The following is a 26,544-nucleotide window of genomic DNA, read 5'->3' on the forward strand; positions in this document are numbered from 1 at the left end:
ACTTCTGCCCAACAATGAGCTAGCACATAGGATGAGTATTGTGTGATGAGTATTGGCTGAGGGAATAGCCCTCGGCAGGTAAGGAGCTCTAGGTTTCACAATTTTCTGAGATCGTTAACGCATCCTCTATTTCAACACCCAAATACTCGATGTTGCTTTCTAGCTTTGCATGTCCAAGAAGCAACTGAATGTGTCTTCATTAAAAATGCATCAGTAGTGTGGATACCAGTAATCGGCACAAAGGGCTTTACCGGCAGGCTTGGAGGTGGTTATTGAAAACTTAGCCGGAATCGTGACTGACTTGATAAATATTTTCTGGTATCGATAATCTCGTTCTGTCGGTAGTCAGGTCCTGCTACCTTATGTTATAGCCCTATTGGAGAATTTTCACTTTTCAGATTATATGCGAACCGTCATTTTCTGAACAATCACCATGGGTCAGGTAAGACTTGGCAATGATCAACTACACTATAGATATTCATAGTTGACAGTAGAAACTAGATGCAGGGTATGTATGTTGAAACTAATTTGTTGTGCATTAATTGCCATTATATTTAATGTAGAGGTGATGGCTAAGGAGCTAAGATATCCCAATATACATGGTATAGGTGAGTCTACTCTAGGTTTCTCTATCCTTAAGTTGGCCTTAAGTGAGGTTGAAAATGATTATCATTTGACGGTGAGTCCTCTAAAGGTTACGCCTAATCGGGCCAAGTTTATGCTTGAGTCCGGTCAGTTGGATGTGTTTGACTCGGGTTTTATTCCTGAACTTGAAGAGAGTCTGGAGCCGATTTATTTACCGCTGGAAATGGGGCTACTTGGCTGGAGAATATTTATTGTTCATAAGGATATGCTGGAGAAGTTACGCTTAATAAATACATTGGATGAGCTTAAGGATTTCGTTGTTGGTCAGGGTATTGGATGGGGTGATATTACCATTCTGGAGCATGCAGGTTTCAAGGTATTAACGGCAACAAAAATGGAGAATTTAATTAAGATGGTTGAGCATAAGCGGTTTGACCTGCTACCGCTTGGTGCGAATGAAGCATATAGATTTTTAGAGCTGTTTGGCGAGCAGAGTGATCAACTTACCGTTGATAATACTATCGCTTTAGTTTACCCCTATGGCCGGTTTTTTTATGTGCAGAAGAACAATACTGAATTAAAGCAGGTGATTGAAACCGGGATGATGCGGGCACTGGAAGATGGAAGCCTACTCGCTTTACTGAAGTCTCATCCTTTCTCCCGTGATGCGTTTGAGCGAGCTAATTTGGGAGGACGGGTACAGATAAGAATAGACACACCTAACCTTACGCAAGGGTTTAAGGCGATTGATCAAAAATGGTGGTACGCACCTTAATCTATATCCATTGCAGATAAGTTCTAATTTAAACAACTAGTTAATAGACCACATTAATATCTGAAGCGTGAAATAAAATATCCCTCAAGCATAGTAATCACTTATTTTCATATAAAGTTATGTCTCTGCTGTAACAGTTTACGGTGAGAATCCAAATTATCCGACGATGATAACTTTTATTATCGGTCCGAGCGATACCATAAATCCAGAAGAACGATTTTACACTCATGTGCAATATAAAATATTATCTGTGTGTATGTTTAATAGATGCTTAGTTTGATTAAATTGTCAGGAAGTTTCCAAAGTAAAAAATTATGGATAATTTCATGGCAAGCTATGAAAGTGATTAATTAATACAACATATATCACATTTTGAGTCATGTAATATAAACATTTTAATTTATTATGTTTTGTTTTTATCTGATTCTTTTGTTTTGTATAAAATAGCATCTTGACTAACTTATAAGATAAAAAATAAATATTTTATACCAATAGCTTACAAAGAAACAATCGGAGGGTAGTATGCCAGAAGATATGGCTGGTAATGTAATTAAATTTCATTTATCAGATTCCGGATATCGATCACAAATCATTCTTACACTAACCAAGAGCTCTTAACTCTGCTGCGAGACATTATATGAAAAATGATATTATCAAATTTATAGATTCAAGAAAATTTAGTAGCTTTGATATGAGCTTAGTTATCTTGGGTGTGTTTTTAATTACGTTTACTGGATATGCTGCTCCTGCATATGGTTCAGTTATCCCTATGCTTTTTAAAGAGTGGACCGATCTGAACTGGGATCAACTGGGATATGTCGGTAGTTTATCTGAGTTTGGTTCGCTGTTTGGCGCTTTAGTTTGTAGTATTGTTGCAAGAAAATATGGCATTAAAAAAGTACTGATTGCTTCAGTGCTGATTTTCTGTGCAGGTACCTTTAGCCTGGCGTTATCACCAACGATAGAGATTTTTGCTATTTGCAGATTCATTGCTGGGTTTGGATTCGGTGGCGTTATCCCTCTTGTTATATCCCTGTTAGCTGAATACGCCCCGAAGAACAACAAAAGCCGCTCGGTTGCAACTGCTTTGTGTGGTAACCAGTTTGGTGCAATTATTGCCTCTTTCATTGCTATCTATGTCACGACTCAATTCGATCAATGGCGTCCGGTATTTTGGATGGCATTGATACCGGTTGTGTTACTGCCGTATATTTTAAAAACGCTGCCAGAAAGTGCTCTTTACATGATGAAGAACAATGATGTAGAAGGGCTAAAAAAGGTACTGCGCAAGATTGATCCAGATTACAGTTCTAGTGTGAATGTAGAGGAAGCACTGAAGAGCTTTACAATTAAAGAGCAGGCTAATACCGTTTCTTATAAGGACTTGTTTGGTAAAAAGTATGCTTTGATTTCTGTATTAGCATCGGTTATCGCAATCATGGGGCTTCTGTTTATCAACGGTGTTATCGTATGGCTGCCTGGTGTGATGACAAATGCGGGATATGCGCTGGGCTCTAGTATTGCTTTCACAATATTCTTGTGTGCCGGTACCGTTATCGGCGCCATTTACTGGGCGTCGGTGGCAGATAAAAAGGGATTTGTTGTATTGATGCCAAGTATCTATATTATTGGTTCAGTTTCTTTGCTTCTGATGGGGGTTAAGTCCAATATTATTATCCTGTATATCTTGATTACGCTTGTTGGTTTCTTCCTTTTTGCTGCACACTCGCTGGTTAATGCATTTATTGCTCAACACTACCCGGATGATTTACGCACGATTGCCATTGGTTTACCAAACGCAATGGGAAGAATTGGCGGTCTGCTTGGTCCTACTGTTGGTGGCCTTTTGCTGGCAAATCAGGTTTCAGTCATGGGGTGGTTTATGGTGTTTGCTGGCACCGGACTGATTGCAGCACTCTCATTTATCCTGATTAATATTCAGTCCAAGAAAGCATATAGCATCGATTATCAAGGCTAAGGTCAATCTGTTGCCGTATCGCTTCTAATAATATGGTAATGATTAAAGTTCATCTTTATGTTTTACCTAGATGTTTGATTAATAAAAGCCACCTGATTTTCTGGTGGTTTTGATAGCCCCCGATAAGGGGGCTTACGCGTAACTGCCTAATTGTCAAATGACCTGGCTCTCTTCCTGCTCCTTTCCCTCTCGACTTGATATTTAATACCAATTCCACTAATTATCTAATCATGTTTGCTGGTTAAAATCGCCAGTAATTGCATAAGAATTTTTGTAATTAGTACTGTAACCCTCTCCAAAAAACGTGTCACTGCAAATTCTGCCTTGTTCTTGATGATTTTTCTGCACAAATTTTTGAACAGCTAATTGGTGGTATTGGTATAAGTCATCGCTGTTTGTGCGCTTTATATTCTTCATCTTTTTATGACTAATAAGTACATGGCATATATCTGTATTTCGAAGCATGCTTAAAATGATGATAATCCCTTGGTTGAATTTGGTCTGAGTAGATAAATTAACAACACTGATTCAATTGCCGATTATATATAGCCACTGTTCAACCATTTTGGTCAATAGTTGGTTATGATTGATTTTGGCTTTACCTGTCGTTCCGACATATACCCAAACTACTTAGAGTTGCAGGTAGGCGGCAAGCAAGCGAATTCCTATGAGCATAGATAAACCATGTGATTAGGGGGAGTGAACGCAGTCGACACCGCTGCAGCTTCAAGTAGGAAGAGTATATCTAAGTTTTGGCTTTCCAAGTGGATGAGGGATGCGCAAGGTGAAATAGTCGCAACGTTATAGGACCATTTTCCTTATTTAACAAAGAATAAACGTTGGGGGATCACTTGGGATAAATAGGATCTTTTTTCGATAGTGTCGGCGTTAATAAAGAAATAATACGCTGATAGATAAGGATTCTGAAGAAGCAGGAGCGAGTAGAGCTGCAATAGTTGATACTGGATTAAATCAAGGCCCCCCAATAAGGGGGCCTTGGTTTAGAAGGTGTGTGGTTTACTTGGGGAATCGATCTTAATTGTCGTTTACATTGTGTAGGAATATGGAGCCTGGATTCCCAAAGGAATGCCCAAAGCCCAAAAAGTTAACAAGAAGAGCGCCCAACCAATCAGCATTGCAAGGGAGAAGGGCATCATCAGTGATACCAGAGTCCCTATCCCGGCAGATTTATGGTAACGCTGGCAATAGCGAACAACGAGAGGGAAGAAGACCAACATAGGAGAAATAATATTTGAAACTGAGTCGCCTACGCGATAGGCAGCCTGAGTCAGTTCGGGGGAGATGCCGACGGCCATCAGCATTGGGACTAAGACGGGAGCAAGCAAGGCCCATTTTGCCGATGAGGTACCGATAACCAGGTTTACGCCAGAGGTCAGTATAATCACACTCACAACCGTAAATTGAGATGGCAGATTCAAGGCTTTCAGAAACTCGGCACCATATAGCGCTAACATGGTACCGATATTTGAGTGGATAAATGCAGCCAAAAACAGAGAGCAGAAGAATGACATCACGATATACAGGCTCATTGTAGCCATGGTATCGGACATGGCACCAACAATGTCGTTGCTGCTTTTGAATTTGCCCGTTATTTTACCGTAAACATACCCGGGAATGATAAAGAGTATAAAGGTGAGGGGCACGATAGAGCGCATTAATGGGGCGGAACTACCGGTAATCTCACCCGCTGCAGAGCGCAGGGCTGAAGAGTCTGGGATCACGGCGGCGATGAGTAAAGCAATACCCGCCATCAATGCCCAACAGGCATATCTGAATGCTTTGGATTCAAGCTCTGAAATAGTCCCCAGGTCGGGTTTTTCATCCTGGTGACCGATGGGTGTTTGCGATAAACGGGGCTCAATAATCTTCTCTGTCACATACCAACCGATAGCCACCAGGAGTAGCGGTGAGACGCTGGTAAAGATAATGTTCGCCAGCGGGTTTACGATATAGTCCGGTGCGAGTAATCGTGCTGCAGTCTGAGTGAAGCCGGCCAGCAGCGGATCAATGCTGGAAGGGAAGAAGTTAGCCGAAAACCCGCCGGAGACCCCGGCGAATGCCGCAGCGATGCCGGCTAAAGGATGACGACCCGCAGCATGGAAAAGAACCCCACCCAGTGGAATGATCAGCAGATAACCCGCATCGCCTGCTATGCTGGATAAAATGGCAACCAGCAGAAGCATCGGCGTCAGTAATCTGGATGGCATAATGCTGAGAATCTTTTTCAGGGCTGTTGTAATAAAGCCGGAAGCTTCGGCAACCCCCACGCCTAACATAGAAACCAACACCAGGCCAAGAGGCGCGAAACCGGTAAAAGTTGTTACCATATTCGCCAGAAAATAGGCCAGTGCTTTGCCGGTAAGCAGATTAGTGACAATAACGGCTTCACCGGTTCGCGGGTTGATCAGATCAAAAGAGATGTTGGACAGGATAGCCGAAAGACACCAGGTGATAATAAGTGCCCAGAAAAATAGGATAGCTGGATCCGGGATTTTATTTCCTGCTCGTTCAATAAAAGCTAAATATCGGTCTATTCTATTCGTATTTGGTAACAGGCAATCATCTATATCTTTGTTAATCATGCTTACCAAGCTCCATTGTAAATCATACCTGTAAAAAGGTTATCGTCGTGAGGTTTAAAAAGAATGTTGTATTTGATGTTATTTGATGAAAAGTAAATTTTTAATACTGGAATATTGTTAACGTTTTTATGTTAATACTGCTATTTAGCCTGTCTCTTAAACAGTAACCACCGCATAAAGCGATGGTTACTGATCAATCCATTAGCTTTCTGTAGCTAAATCTAATGATTTTTCTTTCTTTTCAACGTATGACTTGTGAATATTGATAATGGTGATGGAGATAGCGGCCACAACACCAGGTACAGCAAAAGTAACAAACCACACGGTCATCGATACATTGGCAGTAAGCAGTACCCCACCCAGGATTGGGCCAAGCATTCCTCCAACCCGGCCAACTGAGTTAGCAAGGCCAACACCAGATGTTCTCACATCACCCGGGTAGTATTGAGAGGTAAATGTATTCACCAGTGAGTGGGCTGAGAATGCAAACAGACCAATCAGACCAACAAACAGATACAGTACAAACAGATCAGCCTTAATACCCATGCCAAACAGACTTGCGGCACCGGCCAGATAGATTGCAGGCATCAGCGCTTTGAAGCCGACTTTATCCGCTGTGGTCGCCCAAAGCACGGTACCAATCAAAGTGCCCACATTGAGCATGATTGCAAAGGTCAGACTTGAGCCCAGCGCATAACCGTTTTGATTCATGACCTGTGGCAGCCAAGTGTTAACGCCATTAATTGTCAGTAGACCACAAGTATAGATGACACCAATCAATACCGTGCCCAGCAGGTATTTTTTGTTAAAAAGCTGAAAGTAAGATGAGTTCGGCTGTACTTTTTCAAATGCTACTGGATGTTCCTTATCTAGTGTTTCGATGCGGGACTTGTAGTTTGTATCAATCTTCTTCAGTACGGTATTCAGCTCAGCAGGAGAATTTTTGGCCAGATAGCGCGCTGATTCAGGCGTCAGTTTTGCAAAAACAGGCAGCAGGATCAGTGGTAGTGCAGATAGCCATAAAACAGGTTCCCAGCCATATTGCGGCATCACATGCATTGCAATAAACGGTGCTAACATCCCGCCAACCTGGTTACCACAGATGGCAATAGCCACCATCTTCGCTTTGCTACCTTTAGGCGAAAATTCAGTTAGAAGTGAGATAACGATTGGTGTCGCACCACCACTGCCGAATCCGGCCATAAAACGACATACGCCGAACATCAGACCACTATCAGTAAATGTTGCAAGCACAATGAAGAAATTAAAAATGAAAATTGAAATTAATAATAATTTTTTCACCCCAAAGCGGTCAGCAAGCAAACCGAGTGATACGGCACCAAGCATCATGCCAAACATTGCCGAACTACCTATAAATCCAACCTGGGTTGGGCTTATATCCCACTCTTTAATTACCACTGGTACGATTGAACCAAAAACTGAAAGTTCATAACCAGAAAAACTTATAACGAGAAAACAGATAAACAGCAGTGTTTTATGAAATTTATTTAATTCACTGCCGTCTAAAAACTTAGTTAATGTTACTTGATTCATGTGTAAACCTTTGTTTCATTTTATTAATTATATTGCCATGTGTTTGAACTAACGCTATTTGTTATTATTTATGTACACCTCCTTTTTTCTATCAGGCGGAATTCCCCCCGCCTGATAGAACCTGATGATATTTCCGGGTAGATATCTGAATTGATATCAGAGTTGCCCGGATTCGAATTGTTTACCGATATAGTCACAGGCACGGGCGGTGATCGCCATCATGGTCAGGGTAGGGCCTACTGAACCACTGGTGACGAAGCAACTTCCGTCGGTGACAAAGATATTGGGTGCGTCCCATACCTGGTTATATTCATTCAAGACAGACATGCTTGGGTCATGTCCCATTCTAGCGCCGCCACTTTCATGGATAGCAGCACCGATCCCCATGCTTTTGGCGAAAGACATTTTGAATATTTTCCGGGTTAACCAGGACTCGTTAGGAAATACCGGGGAGTCTGGGTCCAACCCTAATGCATTACCGCAAAAATCAATCTGATAGCCTTTATCCAAAACCATCTGTTTTATCCAGTCGGTTTGCGCTTTAATCAGGGCCAGTTCGTTGGGCCCGAATGAACAGTCAATATGCGCAACGGGGATCCCCCAGGCATCTTTTTTCTTGGGGTTAATAGAGATGTTATTGCGTTTGTATGGCAGCATCTCGCCAAAGCCCATAAAACCAAATTGAGCTGGTTGATCATCCGGAACAAATCCTCGGCCAACCACACCCTGATAACCAAATCCACGCTTAAAGTGTCCATTGTCACTGGTTACATTTTCAAACCGCGGGATATATACGCCACCGGTTGGTCGGCAGAATGGATCCTGAATCACGGTGTTATCCGTCTCATAGCCTTTATGAGTTGGGACCCGGCCGGCAATTAAACTTGGGGTTTGTTCTAAGAAATACTTTCCGAGTAACCCGTTGGCGTTGCCTACACCATTTGGATGGGCACTGCATGCGGAGTTAAACAAAATCCGCACCGACTCGATAGCTGAAGCACAAAGCATTACGACTTTGGCATGGACTTGTTCTGCTTTTTTCGTAGTTCGGTTTATGTATTCAATACCGGTTGCCTTACCTGTATTTGGGTCAATCAGGATTCGGCTAACCACGGCGTCTGTCTGTAGCGTCAACAGGCCGGTGTCTTGCGCAGCGATAACCCCTTTGGGAATGCGCTCCAGGTTCGGGGTGGAGAAACGCCAGCTGATAACTTTGGCGTTGCTTTCGGACTCAACGGACTGTTTAAATTCTGCTTCCGGCTTGGTTAGTATTGGCGCTTTAATATATTTGCCGTCCGGCAGGTTGCTAATGCCATCCTGGCTGCCATAAACCCCCAGGAATTCTTCAACTTTGTCATAATAAGGCGCAAGATCATCGTAACTGATCGGCCAGTTTTCTCCGTAACCGTCTCTGTCTGCCGCTTTGAAGTCGATGTCAGACATTCTTAACAGCACCCGACCATAGGTATGCAGTCGTCCCCCCAGTTGTCTGCCTCGGATCCAGAGGTAATACTGGTCTTTAGGGGTGGTATACGGATTTTGCAGGTCGTTAACGAAGAGATGATTGTATTCCTTACTAATGTAAGTAGCCCTTGCCTGAATGGGCTGTCCTGACAGTGTGATTCTCGCGCGGTCAAAGAAATCGATGCCTTTGATTTTTTGGGAAGCTTTCTGGTTATCCGGGAAGTCTTTTTTATCCATGTGCGGGCCGGCTTCGAGTAACAGCACGTTCAGCCCTTTTTCAGTTAGTTCCTTTACTGCAATACTTCCTGATGCGCCAGAGCCAACCACAACTGCATCAAATACATTTTTTTTCATAATAAATACCTTCTATATGCACAAAGCTGAGCATTTGTAATACAGGTTGATTTGGACGATTAGAAAATACTAAAAGATAAAGGTGCTCATTACTTAATGAGCACCTTCTTTACGTACTACACTAAATCGATAGTTTTACCGGTTTCTGCCGACTGGTAGATAGCTTCCAGGATCTGAGTCACTATGTAAGCTTGTTCTGGAGTCACGACAGGATCTTTGTCGTTTTCGATTGCATCCAGCCATGCAGCAAGTTCAGCATCAGCTACACGCCATGGCTCATCACCCATATCCATTGGACCAGGTCCCGAAATAACAATAGGATCGATGTCTACTAGTTGACCTAGTTTAGCTGTGTTGAATGTTACAGCACCTGTACCATTTACAGCAGAAGTGGGAGCTGCCGCACCTTCACCAACCAGTTCTGCACCGGATTTGGTACCGCAAAGAGTAATCTGGCCTTCGCGAGGTTTTTGGATGTTCAGAGCCCAAGACGCTTCAAGGAAAATCGTTGCGCCATTTTCCATTTTAATGAAACCAAATGCTGAATCTTCTACATCAATTGTTTCCGGATCCCATGGGCCAAAAAGATTTCCTTCGTAGTTGTCTTTCATTTTGTGGAATACAGAACCATTGACTTGTACTGGCTTGTAGTTATCCATTGTCCACAATGTAAGGTCCAGTGCATGCGTACCGATATCAATAAGTGGGCCGCCACCTTGCTTTTCTTTATCCAGGAATACGCCCCAGGTTGGTACTGCTTTACGACGAACTGCGTGAGCTTTAGCAAAATAAACTTCACCTAACTCGTCTGCAGTGCAAGCCGTTTTGAGCGTTTGAACGTCTTTACGGAAACGGTTTTGGTAACCAATAGTTAACTTCATTCCCGTTTCTTTTGCGGTATCAAGCATCAGCTTGGCTTCCTCTGAGGTCGCCGCCATTGGCTTTTCACACAGCACGTGCTTCTGTGCCTGCAGTGAAGCCACGGTGATTTCGCAGTGGGCGTTGTTAGGTGTCAGTACATAAACGATCTCTGCGTCAGTTTCTGCCAGCATCTTGTTGTAATCGGTATAGATAACGGAGTTATCAGTACCGTATTTTTGTGCTGCTTCTTCTGCTCGCTCTGCCACGATGTCGCAGAAAGCAACAAGTTCTACTTTGGCTGATGCTTTTTTAAATGCTGGGAAATGTTTAGCTGCAGCAATACGGCCACAACCGACAACGGCAATTTTAGTTTTACTTTGAGACATTGTTCTCTCCGACATAATAGCTAAGTAACTATTACTGTTTAATAAGGTGAATAATATACCCGCTATTCTTTTTAAATAAGAAATAAGGCAGATTTATTTACTCACATTACAACTTTGGGAAGAAGTCTGTTATATGGATTGTTGGTATTGCTCTTATCAATTCCACCTTTTAAATAAACAGTTCATAGTGATGGCGATCACGATAATTTACTAGGAGTGGGTAATTTCTGTGACGCGTAACACACTATTGTCTTGGTTTAGTTTGGTATTTCATTATTTAAATTAGTGAGGTAAGTCAAAAAAATGTGCATTTATTAGAGTTATAAATGCATAAGTTATTGATTTGTAAGGGATGGTTGATTTGTAAAAAGTATTTTATTATTAATTATGGTTGATCGATCACATTAATAATCATTGTTGGTTGAGCGAGTAACTTACTGGAAATATATTTTATTCGAAATTTATTTAAGCAGGAATGTATTATGGCTAATTTGACAGAATGTAAACATGTGTCGAAAAATGACCATGAGTCTTATAATAGTGCATCTAATCAACTTTCAAATCCGGTTGGCGGGCCTGCTAAATTTATCTTTTCAAGACTGAGTGTTTTGATGTTGTTGGAGTTTATAGTCTTCGGATCCTGGTTTGCAACGCTGGGCCTTGTTCTTTTTACTTATAATCAAGCGGGTATTATAGGTATGGCATATACACTATGTGCCATTGCGGCTATCGTTTCACCTCTGGTTATGGGGGCAATTGGTGACAGGCTGCTTTCATCAGAAAAGTTGTTAGGCTTACTTCATCTACTCGGCGCTATTGTTCAGTGTTATCTGCCGACTTTAGTTTCTGACGGAAATTCATATTACATTTTATGCGCAATTTTCATTTACATGTTTCTGTTTCAGCCGACACTGGGTTTAGTGAATTCGATTTCATTGGTTCAGTTACACGAGAAAAGTAGCCAGTTTCCTTATCTGAGAACGTTTGCCACTCTCGGCTGGGTTGTTGCCGGTATGGGGGTAGGGGCATTGGGCCTGTCAGCATCACATCAGATATTTTATGTTACGGCGGCTTCTAGTTTGTTATTGGCACTTTACGCATTTACTTTGCCAGTAACAAAACCAAAAGCACAGGCAGAGTCCAAGATGACGATCTCGGATATGCTTGGTGGACAGTCATTCCAGCTGTTTAAAGAAAAAAGCTTCAGCGTTCTGATGATATGTGCCCTATTAACCTCGATCTCGCTGGGTTTTTATAACACGTTTTCATCAACCTTTATTGGTGCGTTAGGGATAAAAAATGTCGCCGGTATGCTGTCGATAGGTCAGATATCGGAGATTATTTTTATCATATCTGTCCCATTCGTTATTTCTAAAATCGGAATGAAAAATTCCCTGCTGATTGGGATCATGATGTGGGGCATCCGTTTTGTATTGTTTATTATGGCATCTAACGGATATGGTTATTGGACAGCTTTATTGGGAGTGGCGCTACACGGTATTTGTAATGACTATTTTATTATCATTAGTGCTATGTATATCTATAAAATAGCGCCGGTAGAATTGAATGCACAAGCACAGAGCTGGCTTATTATAATGATTTCTGGTTTTGGGGCTGCATTCGGTTCGTCTATTTCTGGTTATTTATACTCTAAATATGTCGTCGGTAATTCACTAGAGAGTTGGGCTTATCTGTGGGTATTACCGATAGTCATTGCTGTTATTACATCCGTGGTCTGGATAATTAACTTCAGAGAGTCTGAATAAATTTTTAGATAAATATATTTATTAGATGTAATTCTATTTCTTCTCATCAGAGGAAACGCACTACTGTTATCTGAAATATGGAAGCCTAATAGTATCATGATGTTATGGTCTATTAAGTGTGCCAAATGATTAGTCTTTTTGTATTCATTTCGAATTGACGACTTGGATGCATATAGCCTGAGAAATAGTAAAAATATAATAATTATTTTTAAAGAAGAACCATGTATATATGCAGGGTGGTTAGCTGCTGCTTTGTATATTTACGCAATAAAAATGCTGTCATGGCATAAAACAATACAGGTATATGAAATGAAAGAGGTAAATAAAATGAAGCGGCAATTTAAACTTAATCCTTTGTCTCTACTTTTGCCACTGGTTTGCGCTCAGAGTGTCCTGGCCGAAGAGGCTGCGCCAGTATTCACTGATTTTGCTACTCAGAATGGTTTCTCCCTTAGCGGATATTTCCGCGCCGGTTATGCCACCGGGGATGAGGGTGCACCTGAGGCTTATGCTGTTGGTGGATTAGGACGTTTTGGTAATGAATATGACGGTTGGTTTGATATCATGCTCAACCAGCGAATCTATGAAGCGAATGAAAAAAAGGTCACCGCACATGTTCAGCTCGATGGCGATATGGAGCTGAGTAAGTCATCTGAGTCGTTTGATAACGATAATGATGGCAATTTTATGCAGTTTTCAGATATGTATGTGAATGCTTCTGGCTTCCTCCCTGCATTACCTGAGGCAAACCTCTGGGTAGGTCGTCACCGCATGCGAGATTATGAAATGCAGATGCTGGACTGGAATGGTTATAAGGCTTCATCCGCTGCGGGTATTGGTCTTGAAAATATTGCATTATCTAATGGTGCGATGGACATTGCGTTGATCAGAGAAGACTTTGATTATTGTGATAAGTCAGATACTTATTACGGGTGTAGTAATTCGGTTGCTCTGAATACTAATAAAATAGATCTACGACTTAAGAATATTTCGCTGGCCGATAAACTTTCTCTGTCTTTTTATGCAACGTACCAGGCGGCGAATAAATCTGATGCAGTGAAGAGTGCGGAAGGTTCAGGAAACTATTATGAAGTAAAAGACGCCTATAACGTGCTCGCTGCCTTGCATCAGGATTTTGATACCATGGGTTTCAACGAGTATGTGATTAACGTTGCCAATAATTCGATGGCAGGTCATATGGCGGATATCAGTAATGCTAATGCTCAGTTTGGTGGTTTGATTGCTACCGGGGAAAATAACAATTATTCCGGCGAGCATACTGATGGTACAGCCTGGCGATTGATGTCCCAGGGTGAACAGTATTTTCTGGATAATAAACTGATTGTGGCGAACTCTTTTGTTATTGGTGGCGGTAAGGATGTGTACAGCTATGAAATGCTGACCTCGCATACCGATTTTGAAACCTTGCGCCTAGCCGTGCGTCCTGCCTGGATCTGGGATCAATATAACCAGACCGGTGTAGAGCTGGGCTATTTTACTCAGACCAACACAGTTAATAACCAGGATTACGATGAATCCGGCTATAAGATGACACTGTTCCATAGCTTTAAGGTCGCTACCAGTATGCTGCGCTCTCGACCTGAGATTCGTTTCTATGCAACTTATCTGGAATCGACCGACAATGAGATCCTGGGTGATTCAGGCTATGCATTTGGTAACGGTCAGTTTGACGACCAGTTGAGTGCTGGTGTGCAGGTTGAACTGTTCTGGTTCTAATCTTTTACTCTCTTTGTTTCCCGCAGGATGCGGGAAACAAGAGGCACTAATCGCCGTCTATTTTGTCTTCAATTATTTTTTCTATATCTCATCAGATCCTCAGTTTGTCTAACAAGGAAATTCCAGGATGACCGGGCTAAACTCACTTAAATTTAAACTTACCTTTGTCGCCAGTCTGTTTATTCTGGCAGGAAGCCTGACGGTTGCGATTATGGCTTTTCGGTCAGAGCTAACTATCTTAAAGGAGAATCTTACCAGCCGGGTGGTAAGCTCCGTTGATCTCTACAACGCGGATGTGGCTAACTGGTTTAGCTATAAAAGACAGTCGCTGCGAGCATTGCCAGCGCAGGCAAAACCAGATTCACTTATCGCGCATTTGCAGCAAATCCGGGATTCGGCAGGGTACAATGTGGTATTCCTGGCTTATCCGGATGGCTCCCAGCTTAATTCGAATAACATCGTACTGAAAAAAGACCCGAATAATCCGCTGAGCAGTGATCCGCGTGCGTGGCCCTGGTATGTGAATGCGAAGGCAAGTCCGGGAGACGTTTATGTGAGTACCCCCAATCCTTCGGCCATGGGAAACACAGTTATCTCGCTTGGTGTTGAAGTGCAGTTGAATGGCGAGTCACGGGTACTGGGTGCGGATATCGGCCTGGATACGATTTTGGCAAGTATGGAGAAAATTGCCCTTCCCGGTGAGAGTGAGGTGATGATCGTGGATAGTCAGGGGATTATTTTTTCCCACCTCTCTGCTGATTTGCTGAATCAGGACGTATCCGTTGTGGGTGTCATACAAAATGATATCCAGCAGGCGATGAACGCAGGGCAAAAAGGGGCGATGATCATGCGCCAGGGAGAAGAGTTCCTGTTGTTTGCTCAGCCTATCTCTGGTACTGAATTAATGACGGTGACGCTGATTAACTGGGGATCGCTGATCACACCTATCTACCATACGTTGATCTGGAAGCTGACTTATATTTTGCTGTTTTTGTTTGTCTGTATAGCCATCTTTTATCTGATCAGTATCCGCCTGGTTGCGCCTTTGACCACCGTGGCATTGGCACTGGATAAGATAGCGACGGGAAATGGGGATCTGACGCAAAAGTTACCGGTTAAAAGTGCGGATGAAGTCGGGCGCCTTTCCGCTAGTTTTAATGCTTTTGTGAATCAACAGTGCAATTTGATTAAAAATATTCGGCATGAGGCGCTCGCGTTATCGGACAAGTCCGGCATCATCCTGACAGTGGCGCAGCGTAAGAGTAGCGAGCTTGATCGTCAGAGTGCCGAGATAACCCAGGTGGCCACCGCGGTGACACAGATGGCCGCCGCAGCGCAGCAGATTGCGCAAGGTGCTGAGCAGACAGCACAAGCGGCGGTAGATTCAGCACAAGAGTCGGCACAGAGTGTGCAGTTGGTGGAGTGCAGTAAAGCGTCTATTAGTGCTTTGGCTGCTGAGTTGCAGGAGGCTGGTGGTACGACGCAGGAGCTGAATACTTACGCGGGTGCGATAACGCAGGTGCTGGAATCGATTCAGGATGTGGCTGAACAGACTAACCTGCTGGCTTTGAATGCGGCGATCGAAGCGGCCCGCGCCGGAGAGCATGGCCGTGGTTTTGCGGTGGTTGCTGACGAGGTCAGGTTGCTTTCTCTGCGGACGCAAAGCTCAACGGAGGAGATAAAAGTAACCATAGACAAGTTGCAGGGGATGGTGCAGCGCATGGTTTCAGTGATGCAGCATAGCCTGTCGTTAGTGGACCAATCGGTAGAGAGTGTTGAGCTGGTTAACACCAGCCTGGAAAATATTAGCCATTCAACGGCGTTGATCAATGATATGACAAATCAGATTGCCACGGCTGCTCAGGAGCAGACTTCGGTTACAGAGGAGATCTCAAGAAATATGACGAGTATCAGTGATGTAACGCATGAGATGGTCCGGGGAGCCAGAGAGCAGGCCAAAGGTGCGCAAGAGCAGAAACAGGTGGCAGAGCGACTACAAGGGGAGGTGTTGCTGTTTAAACTGGATTGAAAAAAATAATCTACATGGCCTGATGTCCCTGATACGCCGTCCTTGGCGTGTCTGAGAATATCAGGCTTATCCTAATACTGATTGAGGAGCGTTATAGCGCTTCCAGTTGCTGGCAGTGTTTCAGGATAATATTTCTCAGCCATAAAATGCCGAAATCATTTGAGCTGTGGGTATGCCACTGTTGTCGTATCTCAATCTTGGGCAGCTTTACCGGGCAATCAAAGATATTGATCGGGTAGTACTGCTGGCACGACATGGCAAATCGTTTCTGTACCGTACCGATAAAATTTGTGCCTATGATTTGATTGACCAGCACACTGAATGTAGGAACGATGAGACCAACATTCCGCATCACGCCGGCTCTGGCGATATAGGTGTCATCCAGCGCGCGGCCTATGGTACGGCTGAAGTTAGCAATAATATGCTTATGCTCCGTATACTGCTCTAGTGTAATCTCAGTATCAAAGTCCTGGTTACTGTTACAGCAGACGCAAACCAGCGTGTCCAAATAAAGGTGTTCGGACGGATGTTGGTTCGATGTCAGTTCACTCGGTGTAATAATCAGGTCAAGATAGCCCTTCTCAAGGTATTCATTAATCGGTTCATCAACGATAGACGATATTTCCAGTGTGATATTGGGGGCGGTTTGCGCTATTTCCTTAATCACAGAGTTCAAAACGATCGCCGCGGTTGAGTCTGAAGCATTGATACGAAATACGCGCTCAGAAGTTTCCGGGTCAAAGGATTTGTTACTCTCAATAACCGACTCACATCTGCGCACAATATCGTGGATATTCTCGGCTAAATGTTGGGCAAAGGGGGTGAGTTCCATACTTCGCCCGACCTGGATCAGTAACGGGTCATCGAAGTATTCTCTTAGCCGGGACAAAGCACCGGAAGTCGCGGATTGACTGAGATTGATTAGCTCACCGGTGCGGGTGACATTTTTTTCAACTAATAGCTTATCGAGAACAACGAGTAGGTTTAGATCTAAACCTTTAAGATGCATAGTATGCTCCTGAATAACAGAACGATTATTTAATAAAAATGTAAAAGGGAATTGGGGATAGTGCCAGCTATCAGCACTTATTTTGGGAGAATGGCCGCCAATTATGCGGCGGCCAGGGTTAAGCGAGAATTACTGATGTTTGGTATTGTTGGTATAGTAGGTGCCGGCACCAAGCAGTCCAGGAAAATCATGGGTGACCAGATAGACCGGGATATCTTTTACAAATGCGGATAGTCTGCCTTTATCCTCGAAACAGCGTCTGAAGTTTGAGTTAATCAGGAAGTCGATAATTCTTGGTGGAATACCACCAGCCAGATAAACCCCGGCCCGTGAGCCACAGATTAAGGCCAGTTCACCGCCGAAGCGGCCCAGCATTTCACAGAACAGGTTAAGTGTTTTGACGCAGTGAGCATTACTGCCTGACAGCGCATTCGCCGTGATCTGCTCCGGCAGCAGGTTATCCGGCTCTTCGCCGCTTTCGTGCATGATCGCGTTATACAGGTTAACCAGTCCCGGGCCGGAGAGTACCCGCTCTACGGATACCCGGCCAAACTGATCCCTCAAATAGCTCAGCAGTGCATCTTCCCATTTTGAGCGGGTTGCCAGGTCAATGTGTCCGCCTTCGCCCGGCAAACTCAGCCACTTATCTTCAGCTTTTAAAACCTGCGCCACACCCAGGCCGGTTCCCGGTCCGTATACAGCGATAGGGGACCAGATCTCGTTCTTAGTACCGCCAACCTGAATCACGTCCTTTGCGGACAGCTGAGGAACAGACAGTGATATGGCAGTAAAGTCATTGATCACAAAAAATTCTTCCAGCCCGAGCTCTTCTTTTGTTTCTGAGATAGAAAAGCTCCACGGAGTGTTTGTCATCTCGATCTTATCGCCGGTGATCGGGCAGGCAATCGCCAGACACGCAGAGTTGATACCCGCGCCAAATACTTCCAGGTACGATTTGAGAATCAAACTCAGCGAGCTATATTCAGAGACGCTGTAAGTGCGTACATCCGAGAGTTCGCTATTTGCCGTGTTGAACAGCGCCAGACGAACATTTGTTCCTCCAATATCACCAACTAAAATACGTGTATTCATATTATGCTAATCCTAATAGTTTTTTGTTTATCTGTTGGGAGTCCTCGCCGGCGGCAAAGTCATCAAATGCTTTTTGTGTTGGAGTAAACAGCTGCTCCTCAATGAATTTAGCACCCTCTTCCGCACCCTGTTCGGAGTCTTTCAGGCAGCATTCCCATTCAAGTACCGCCCAACCGGCATAGTTATACTGAACCATCTTGCTGAAGATCGCTTTAAAGTCTATCTGGCCATCGCCCAGTGAACGGAATCGCGCTGCACGGTTAACCCAGTCAGCATAGCCACTGAATACCCCTTGACTTGCACTTGGATTGAATTCAGCATCCTTAACATGAAATGCCTTTATACGGGCGTGGTATTTGTCGATAAAACCAAGATAATCAATGCACTGCAAGTGCAGGTGGCTAGGGTCGAACAGGATATTTGCCCTTGGATGTCCGTCGACTTCAGCCAGGAAACGGTCGAATGTCGCGCCATCAAACAGATCTTCACCCGGATGCAGTTCAAAGCAGAGGTCTACACCATAACGGTCAAATTCGTTCAGTGTAGGTAACCAGCGTTTTGCCAGCTCTTTGAATCCTTCTTCGACCAGTCCTTTAGGGCGTTGTGGCCACGGGTAGACATAAGCCCAGAGTAGCGAGCCTGAGAAGGTAGCAATGGCGGTTAATCCAAGGTTGTGTGACGCTTTGGCAGCAAAACTCATCTGTTCTTTAGCCCAGGCGAAACGTTTTTCCGGATCACCTTTGACCTCATCCGGGACTAACTGATCCATCAGATCGCTGTAGGCGCTGTGTACGGCAAACATCTGCCCCTGAATGTGAGTTGATAGTTCGCTGATCTCCAGGTCGTATTTACTCAGTGTTGCCTGAACAGATTGACAATAAGTTAGATCATTGGCGGCTTTTTCCAGATCAAATATTTCGGGATTAAGGGTTGGCATCTGCACCGCTTTAAAGCCCTTATCAGCGGCCCAGGAGGCAAGACCTTCTAAGGTATTAAATGGTGCTTCGTCAGAAATAAATTGTGCTAAAAAAATAGCAGGACCTTTAATTTTATTCATCTTTCGTACTCTTTTAATAAGATTGATATTAACGGTAGTATTGTTTTTGTAATTTAATTTACTAATAGCACGAGTAAAAGAATTTATAAAATCTATAATATAGATTTCTAGTATTTGGTCTATGGATAGTAGTGATGATGTGCTTGTAAATATCTGTTTTTTGTCGTTTTTTGTTGTTGGTCTGTATTGGTTGGTTATTGTTTGTATAAATGGGGATATTCGTTTTTATGTTATTTGTCACAAAAGAATTAATTTAAGATTGAACGGATAAAAAATTAATGTAGCGTAATATGGGACATGAGTCGTTAATATTATTGTTAAACTTATTTAAATGCGGAGTCGTTATGTTTGATAACTATCTAATTAACAGGGATAGCTTAGAAAACGAAGTGGTAGATGGCAAAGTTGTAGGATTCAAACTTAAAGTTAGAAACGCCAATTATCGTGGTGTTTTCCTATCCTTACACAATGGCTACTACATCGTTGTAGATGGAGTTAAGTACCCAAATTCAGTGCAAACCTTTGAGATCAACGGTAAGAAACCAAGAACTTATGCAGAGCTGTCTAAAGCAGTCTATGAGCATTGGGATTATGTAGATGAAGGCATCTTACATATTGCGGCTCCAGGCGGTTTAGAGCCGGGCATGCATACTATCGAGTTTCAGCAATCCGTGCTTGCAGCATACGGTTACATGCCAACCGATGAAGAGTGGGTGAAATGTGCACCTGAGCCAGGTACTGGCGCGGGTTCGGATAAAACGCCTCGTATAGTCTCATATGAATTGGCTCTGAAGTAAGGGGGAGAGAAAGGTTATGAAACGTGGTGTATCACTTTATAGTTATCAACAGTCTCAATTTTTTAAAGAGTCTACTTTAGAGTCACAGCTTGAGGAAGTCGCAAACAACCTTGATGGTGCGACCGGCATTGAGTTGATTGACGAGATGTCACTTCAATATCCGGTTCCAGATCCTCAATTTATGAAGAAATGGTATGGATTGATTGAACAACATAACTTAACTCCAGTAGCGATGGATGTAAGCATGGATGTTCTTCAATTCCGTGATCATGTGATGAGCTATGACGAATGTGCAGAACGCTTAAGACACGATATTACATTGGCAAAAATGCTTGGTTTCAGCAATGTGCGTGTATTGTCTATCGTTCCACTTGAAGTCCTGATTAAAGCTCTTCCACTTGCTGAAGCACTGGATATCAGACTGGGTAAAGAAGTTCACCAGCCAATGTCATTAGAAGGTCGTTATGTTTCTGAAATTGTTGAGTTTGCAGAAAAACACAACACTGAGCATTTAGGCATTGTTCCAGACTTCGGTATTTTTGGGACCCGACCTTCAGAAGCTATTCTGGATGGATTTATTCGTCGTGGCGCAGCCCCTGAATCTGCAGAAGCATCAGTAGCTCTGTCTGGCATGATTAAAAGTGGTAACGCGCCATTCAAGATGGTTGATGTTGAAAATCATACAGCAGGTAACGTGCGTTCTTCATTTACTCGTTACATCAATACGGGTGAGTGTATTGACGACTTCAAATCAGCTTTTGCTGTAATTAAAGAACTTGCTGAGAAGTATGTTAAAAACCCAACAGATTTGGATTACAGCGTTGTTGCTGAGGGTATTATGCTTTCGAACACCAGTGCCAAAACTTTGGGCGAGCTGGCAAAACATGTGACTCACATCCATGCTAAGTTCAATAACATGACAGAAATTCCTGGAAAACCGGGTCAGTATCAGGATATTGCGATTGATTATGAGAATCCGATTCGTGAGCTGAAAAAAGCTGGTTATACCGGTTATTTGAACACGGAATATGAAGGTCAACGGTATTTCCAGGATCGCTTTAAAGATTCTATGATGGACGAATTTGAACAGGTTCGCCGTCATCAGGAAATGATGAAGCGCCTAATCGGTTAATAGCCTGACCGATAACGTGAATGTGTTAGAAACATAATTAATTAACATTAAATTTCATGATAGCTGTGCTGTAAGCAATGTTTTATAAATAATACGTTGCAAACGATGCGTTATAAACACTGCTTAGCAGCCAGTTATGTCAAATGAATACAGTTTTAAAGGTAAGAAGAAGTGAAGACATCAGCTGATAATCAAAATTTTGAGCATGCCTTCGCATATGTCGGCACATATGGCGATGAAACTCATCCCGGAGGGATTTATACTTTTTCCGTGAAGGAGGGAGTGGAGAATATCAAAGCAATTAGCCATGTAGCACAACCAGCGCAGGCTGGTTATTTGGTATTTGATAAGCAGACCCATACTCTCTATTCTGTTGATGAGCGGAAAAACGACGGTAGAGGCCCGGTTTCTCCCCCGGCAAGTGTATTTGCACTTTCAGTTGATCAGGCCAGTGGTGAGTTAACGCCAATCAATTCCTGTCTGGCTCCCACGCCGTTTCCGACTTTTCTGAACCTGGATAGTGAAGGCCGCAGGCTGGTCAGTGCTAATCACGGGGGCTTTGATCATATTGAGAAGGCGGTATTCAAGGATGGTCGCTGGACTTCGGATTACCTTTATGATGATTCTTCCGTGATTGTGTATAACCTTGGCGATGACGGTTCAGTGGAACAAATATCTGATCTCGTGGTACTTGAGGGGCACGGGAAAGATCCGAATGGTTCTTTACAGGCAGGAGGTCATGCTCAGTCGGGGCCACACGCGCATAGCTGCGTGCTCTCACCGGACAGAAAGCATCTGCTCGTCTGCGATAAAGGAACCGATCGTATTTATGTTTATCAGTTTGGTGACAAGCTGAAGTTGATTAATTTCTATCAGTTCCCTGAAGAAAGCGCCCCGAGACATCTGGAATTTTTCGGTGACGATAGGGTTTATCTTACTCTCGAGCTTTCCTCGCAAGTTGCATCAATGAACTTTAATCCTGCGAGTGGTGAATTGGTGCTGATTGACCAAGTGTCAACATTGCCTGATAACTACTTATATCCCAATGAACCTGCGGAAATTCGTGTGCATCCTAAGGGCAAGTTCGTCTACTTGAATAACCGTGGCGAAGATACGTTAGTTTGCTTTAAGGTGTCATCAGACGGCATGTTAAGTCGAAAAGGATATACAAAACTGGCAAAATCGATCCATCCGGGATTAGCGGCCAGAAGCTTTACCTTTACTAGTGATGGTAAGTACATTTTCCTTGCTGACCGCCCGGATAATTTGCTGAAAGTGTATGCCGTAGATGAAGAGACGGGGGGCGTTTCTCTGATTAATTCTGTAGAAGTACCTCAGCCGGTATATGTTGAATTAGTCAGTTTCTAAATGGTTTGATGATTTAATTCATATAGTAGACGACCACGGTTAAAACGGTGGTCGTTTTTCATTTGGAATAAAAAACAATCAAACTAAAAGGTGTTTCGATTACGCCTTTCTAAGGTGGGAATATCTATAGGTTAGTCAGGATAACTTCATGATAAATCGAGAAGCCAACAAGTATTGTACTATTAAAGCTTGTGGAAAACTGGCTTCATTTTGTCAAAGGTATTGAACGAATCAAATCCGAGGGTTCTTAATTCATTTTTTACTTCTTCAATTTGATAGCCAAGATGCTCCTCTTGGTGCGAATCAGAACCAATGGTTATGATTTTTCCGCCAAGCTCTTTATATAACCGAAGAATATCTCTTGATGGCATTAAATCCGTTAGTCCGTATCGAAAGCTAGAGGTGTTTATCTCTATGCCTTTACCATCTTCAATAACCGTTTTAAGAATTTCAGTTACTAGATCTTTCGTCTTATCAAATGGATAATTGCCATATTCGTCGTAGCGTTTAATCATATCCAGGTGTCCTAATACACTGTAATCTTTATAGATACGAATGACATTGAGAATTTCTTCATAGTAACGGGTTTGAAATTCTTCCTGAGTTCTTCCATTCTGAAACTCCTGCGTCCAGAATTCCTGGTTTTCTACCTGATGGCAAGAGAGGATGACGAAATCAAAAGGATATTGGTTAAAGTCTTGTTGAAATTCCGAGATAGTGTGTGATTGAATACCGAACTCGATACCAAATTTTAGGGAAATATCGCGAGAATATTTTTCTTTTATACGCAAATATTCAGCCTGATAACTCTCATAATGGCAACTGGAGCCCGTATCCATTTTGTTTTTTTGATAGGTCAGGGCAGGAGATTTCACACCATGATCAACGTGTTCAGTAAAACAGAGTTCTTGAATTCCTAAAGCGATAGCTTTTTTGACGACATCTTCCATCGGGTACGTTGAATCATCACTAAAATCAGTATGAACATGGTAATCGATATACATTTAACTCTGCCTTTAATTGGATAAGTGGATAGATTGGTATGGTCAATTCAGCCAATAATAAACCCATCAATAATAGCATAATTGATTATAGCGAGCAGCAGTGATCATCAGCTGTTTGACAGATTAAAGCTAATCCAAAAAAGTAAAATGGTTGGTATTCGTTTAATTAAATCTGTTTTGTTTTCATTACCACTACCGCTTATATCTTTGTTTTCGAGATTAAAAAACGGATGAACGAGTTAAATTACCATTAATAACCCACTCAGCGTAAAGAAAGATAACATGGTCGTAAATAGCATGATGGCGGATGCGGTACGCTCCTGGCCGTAAGCCTGGGCTAAAATAGTGTAGGTCCCCATCATCGGGATAGCGGCCATTATGATGATCGCTCGATGTAAATCTGTTTCCAAAGGTGGAAAGCCAAATTTCAGAAGAACCCAGATCGTGGCCAGAATGGTAATTGGGTGTAACAATAACTTACCCAGTGCGACTGGAAAAATTTGATGGTTCATGCCTCTTACTGAGAGCCCGACTAGGGTCCCGCCGATAATGAATAGAGATAAAGCCCCACTTGCCCTTGAAAACAGCTCAACGGTCCGTGTTATCGCCTGAGGTAGCGGAATTTCCATAACAGAGACGCATGTGCCTGTTATTAATGCGATCATAAGTGGGTTTTTAGTCAAGCCAATTAGAGTCTTACCCAGCATCGCGTGCCCCGCCGAGCAGCTGCGTTCTGCCATGATGAGCAATAATGGAATCATTACCAGATTTTCAACGATAACATTTAAGGCAAGCGCCACACCGGCTACATCAGGTACGATCAAAAGAAGGATTGGGAAGCCAATAAATCCGCTATTTGAACATGACACACCCATGGCATTGAAGGTAGCGGCCAGTCGATTTTCTTTGAGTACATAACGAGATGAATAATAACCAATTATAAGGCTTATCAGTGAGGCTATGAGATAAGCAGCCAAATAAGTAGTATTAAATATTTCTGTAATAGGGCGCCCAGCCAGCGAACTAAAAACGAGTGCCGGCAGCGCAACTTTAAGGACAAATTTACCCAATACCTGTAGTTCGTTTTTAGTGAAAATGCCATTACGGGTGGCTAGTAGCCCCAGGAGTATTGAAAGGTATATTGGACCTGTGATTGACAGAATATCAAGCATGAGTTCTTTTTAGCGCCTATCTAATGTTATTCAAACTGTAAATGATGGGTAAGTGGCTTCTTTTCTAGAGCAGGTACTTATTGAGCATTTTGAGGACTTTTACATCATTTTGATTAGTGATGCAACTTTCAATGATAGCTATTAGCTCACATATCTCCTTATATCAGAAGGTTACTGTATCAATAGCTGGTATCTTCGATATGGATTAGCTGCGGGTCAGTAATGACTGATGTGATCCTAATACAGTATATTCTTATTATCGTTCTTATCGATACAGAGAATCCATATATACGATTTCACAGTATTAGAGTATCTAAGATACTATAAGGGTACGATATTGAATTTATATAATCAAAACTTAATTAATATATTTAATCTAAGGTGAAATAATGGGTAATTTATTTTCCTTTTTTCAAAGGATAGGTAAGTCTCAAGTACTTCCTTTGTGCATTATCCCTATTACGGCATTGATAACATTTTTCGTAAACTTTTCAACTACCGATGCCGGAATAATGGATGCTGAAATTGGGCGTTATCTTATCGAGTCTTCGTCGATATTACTTAGCATGCTTCCGTTAATCATGACGGTTGGCATCGTGGTTGAGTTTACGGAGAAGGATCCGATAGCGTTGGTCTGTGCTGTAGTTAATTATTTTATTATATGCCAGGTTTTAACGGTCAGTCTGGATGGAGTTACAGAATTTCACAGTGGGATCACTGTGGGAATTGTGAGCGGAGCTATCACATCGGTTATTTATCACTATGTTAAAGCGACCCGTTTACCTGAGTTTTTAGGCTTCTTTGCCGGCAAACGTATGGTACCTGTTGCCGCTATTCCTGCGGCGATCATATGCGCATTGCTGTTATCTAAAATCTGGGTTGGTTACCAAGCTTTTGTTTCAGAGTTTACCTCTGGGATTGTTTATGCAAATAGCCCGGTTACTTTCGCCTTGTATGGTGCCATCGAAAGATTGCTAATTCCTCTAGGCATACACCACATTTGGAATACGCCATTTATGCTCGGATTTGGTGAATATACGAATGCTGCTGGGGTTACGGTACATGGCGAACTGGCTCGTTTTATCGCAGGGGATCCCAATGCAGGACATCTGGCGGGTGGCTATTTGTTTAAAATGTTTGGACTACCCGGAGCGGCATTCGCTATATGGAGCACCTCATTAAAACAGAATAAAGCCCGCAATGGGAAGTTGATGTTGATTGGGGCCGCGACATGCTTTGTTTCTGGCATTACAGAACCAGTGGAAGCTGCTTTCATGTATTGTTCGCCGATACTTCTTGGTCTTCATGCGCTTTTGGCTGGTTCAGGATATCTGGTAGCGGAACTTCTTGGGATTAAGTATTCAACCTCGTTTTCACAAGGATTGTATGATTTTATCATCCTGAATCCATTATCAGTCAATGGTAAATATATATTTATTATCGGTCCAATATACACACTGATATATTACGTTAGCTTTAGATTTTCAATAAACTATTTTGATATAAAATCGCAGGGAAGGGAAAACAATCAGTCAGAAAGCAGAGACAATATTAATATTGCTCCTGACGTACTGTTAGCGCTTGGCGGAAAAGACAATATTACACATTTAAATGCATGTATTACTCGATTAAGAGTTACGGTAACTGACGCATTGCAAGTTGATGTGGATTTACTGAAAAAATCTGGTGCGTCGGCAGTGTTAATTTCAGGTAACGGTGTTCAGGCAATATTTGGTACTAAATCTGAAGAAATCAGGCAACAGATACTTAATATGATTTAAGTGACCGGGGATGGAAATGGTACCATCCCTGGTAATTTAA

General features: G+C 42.7%; 18 protein-coding genes and 1 pseudogene. 9 read left to right on the forward strand and 10 right to left on the reverse strand.

From position 1 onward, the window contains the following. Positions 1 to 88: 88 nt before the first annotated feature. Positions 89 to 196 (reverse strand): annotated as a pseudogene (locus DI392_RS19755) (integrase); the annotation flags it as partial. A gap of 318 nt (positions 197 to 514) precedes the next feature. On the opposite strand from DI392_RS19755, the gene DI392_RS11300 reads away from it, so the two are divergent. Beyond that, the gene (locus DI392_RS11300) at positions 515 to 1,360 is read left to right on the forward strand and encodes a hypothetical protein (RefSeq protein WP_109320008.1); all 846 of its coding nucleotides are present in this window, start codon (positions 515 to 517) and stop codon (positions 1,358 to 1,360) included. Between the two features lie 637 nt (positions 1,361 to 1,997). Then, positions 1,998 to 3,338: an MFS transporter gene (locus DI392_RS11305; RefSeq protein ID WP_109320009.1), complete on the forward strand. Its 1,341-nt coding sequence runs from the start codon at positions 1,998 to 2,000 to the stop codon at positions 3,336 to 3,338. 1,046 nt (positions 3,339 to 4,384) lie between these two features. On the opposite strand, the gene DI392_RS11315 is transcribed toward DI392_RS11305, so the two are convergent. The 4 genes from DI392_RS11315 to DI392_RS11330 form a co-directional block, all read right to left on the reverse strand. Further along, positions 4,385 to 5,941 carry an AbgT family transporter gene (locus DI392_RS11315; RefSeq protein ID WP_109320011.1) on the reverse strand — a complete coding sequence of 519 codons (1,557 nt, stop codon included), beginning with the start codon at positions 5,939 to 5,941 and terminating at the stop codon, positions 4,385 to 4,387. A 201-nt stretch (positions 5,942 to 6,142) separates the two neighbouring features. Next, the gene (locus DI392_RS11320; protein WP_109320012.1) at positions 6,143 to 7,495 is read right to left on the reverse strand and encodes an MFS transporter; all 1,353 of its coding nucleotides are present in this window, start codon (positions 7,493 to 7,495) and stop codon (positions 6,143 to 6,145) included. Between the two features lie 156 nt (positions 7,496 to 7,651). Further along, on the reverse strand, positions 7,652 to 9,313 hold the full coding sequence (locus tag DI392_RS11325) for a GMC oxidoreductase (protein WP_109320013.1): 1,662 nt from the start codon (positions 9,311 to 9,313) through the stop codon (positions 7,652 to 7,654). A 116-nt stretch (positions 9,314 to 9,429) separates the two neighbouring features. Then, positions 9,430 to 10,560 (reverse strand): Gfo/Idh/MocA family protein, encoded by a 1,131-nt coding sequence (locus tag DI392_RS11330; protein WP_109320014.1) that lies wholly within the window; start codon positions 10,558 to 10,560, stop codon positions 9,430 to 9,432. Positions 10,561 to 11,042: 482 nt separating this feature from the next. Here DI392_RS11330 and DI392_RS11335 point away from each other — a divergent pair, with 482 nt between their 5' ends. From DI392_RS11335 to DI392_RS11345, 3 genes are all read left to right on the forward strand, one after another. Continuing rightward, entirely contained in the window at positions 11,043 to 12,326 is a 1,284-nt protein-coding gene (locus tag DI392_RS11335; protein ID WP_109320015.1) for an MFS transporter, read from the forward strand. A gap of 327 nt (positions 12,327 to 12,653) precedes the next feature. Continuing rightward, complete coding sequence (locus DI392_RS11340) at positions 12,654 to 14,063, forward strand: carbohydrate porin (RefSeq protein WP_109320058.1); 1,410 nt, start codon at positions 12,654 to 12,656, stop codon at positions 14,061 to 14,063. Between the two features lie 127 nt (positions 14,064 to 14,190). After that, positions 14,191 to 16,092 carry a methyl-accepting chemotaxis protein gene (locus tag DI392_RS11345; protein WP_109320016.1) on the forward strand — a complete coding sequence of 634 codons (1,902 nt, stop codon included), beginning with the start codon at positions 14,191 to 14,193 and terminating at the stop codon, positions 16,090 to 16,092. Between the two features lie 91 nt (positions 16,093 to 16,183). Here the strand turns inward: DI392_RS11345 and DI392_RS11350 are convergent, their stop codons facing one another. From DI392_RS11350 to DI392_RS11360, 3 genes are all read right to left on the reverse strand, one after another. Next, positions 16,184 to 17,101, reverse strand: coding sequence for a LysR family transcriptional regulator (locus tag DI392_RS11350; protein ID WP_109320017.1), 918 nt, complete (start codon positions 17,099 to 17,101; stop codon positions 16,184 to 16,186). Between the two features lie 129 nt (positions 17,102 to 17,230). Continuing rightward, positions 17,231 to 18,193 (reverse strand): glucokinase, encoded by a 963-nt coding sequence (locus tag DI392_RS11355; protein ID WP_109320018.1) that lies wholly within the window; start codon positions 18,191 to 18,193, stop codon positions 17,231 to 17,233. A 1-nt stretch (position 18,194) separates the two neighbouring features. Continuing rightward, a complete protein-coding gene (locus DI392_RS11360; RefSeq protein ID WP_109320019.1) occupies positions 18,195 to 19,250 on the reverse strand; it encodes a sugar phosphate isomerase/epimerase family protein in 1,056 nt (351 codons plus the stop codon). 344 nt (positions 19,251 to 19,594) lie between these two features. Here DI392_RS11360 and DI392_RS11365 point away from each other — a divergent pair, with 344 nt between their 5' ends. The 3 genes from DI392_RS11365 to DI392_RS11375 all read left to right on the forward strand — a co-directional run bounded on the left by DI392_RS11365 (position 19,595) and on the right by DI392_RS11375 (position 22,547). Beyond that, a complete protein-coding gene (locus DI392_RS11365) occupies positions 19,595 to 20,047 on the forward strand; it encodes a C-glycoside deglycosidase beta subunit domain-containing protein (RefSeq protein ID WP_109320020.1) in 453 nt (150 codons plus the stop codon). 16 nt (positions 20,048 to 20,063) lie between these two features. Further along, positions 20,064 to 21,179 (forward strand): sugar phosphate isomerase/epimerase family protein, encoded by a 1,116-nt coding sequence (locus tag DI392_RS11370; RefSeq protein ID WP_109320021.1) that lies wholly within the window; start codon positions 20,064 to 20,066, stop codon positions 21,177 to 21,179. Positions 21,180 to 21,350: 171 nt separating this feature from the next. Then, positions 21,351 to 22,547, forward strand: coding sequence for a lactonase family protein (locus tag DI392_RS11375; RefSeq protein WP_109320022.1), 1,197 nt, complete (start codon positions 21,351 to 21,353; stop codon positions 22,545 to 22,547). A gap of 182 nt (positions 22,548 to 22,729) precedes the next feature. On the opposite strand, the gene DI392_RS11380 is transcribed toward DI392_RS11375, so the two are convergent. After that, entirely contained in the window at positions 22,730 to 23,551 is an 822-nt protein-coding gene (locus tag DI392_RS11380; RefSeq protein WP_109320023.1) for a histidinol-phosphatase HisJ family protein, read from the reverse strand. Positions 23,552 to 23,790: 239 nt separating this feature from the next. Then, positions 23,791 to 24,723 (reverse strand): AEC family transporter, encoded by a 933-nt coding sequence (locus tag DI392_RS11385; protein ID WP_109320024.1) that lies wholly within the window; start codon positions 24,721 to 24,723, stop codon positions 23,791 to 23,793. 389 nt (positions 24,724 to 25,112) lie between these two features. On the opposite strand from DI392_RS11385, the gene DI392_RS11390 reads away from it, so the two are divergent. After that, positions 25,113 to 26,504 (forward strand): PTS transporter subunit EIIC, encoded by a 1,392-nt coding sequence (locus tag DI392_RS11390; RefSeq protein WP_109320025.1) that lies wholly within the window; start codon positions 25,113 to 25,115, stop codon positions 26,502 to 26,504. Positions 26,505 to 26,544 lie beyond the last annotated feature (40 nt).

Source organism: Vibrio albus, assembly GCF_003144035.1.
GTDB lineage: Bacteria > Pseudomonadota > Gammaproteobacteria > Enterobacterales > Vibrionaceae > Vibrio > Vibrio albus.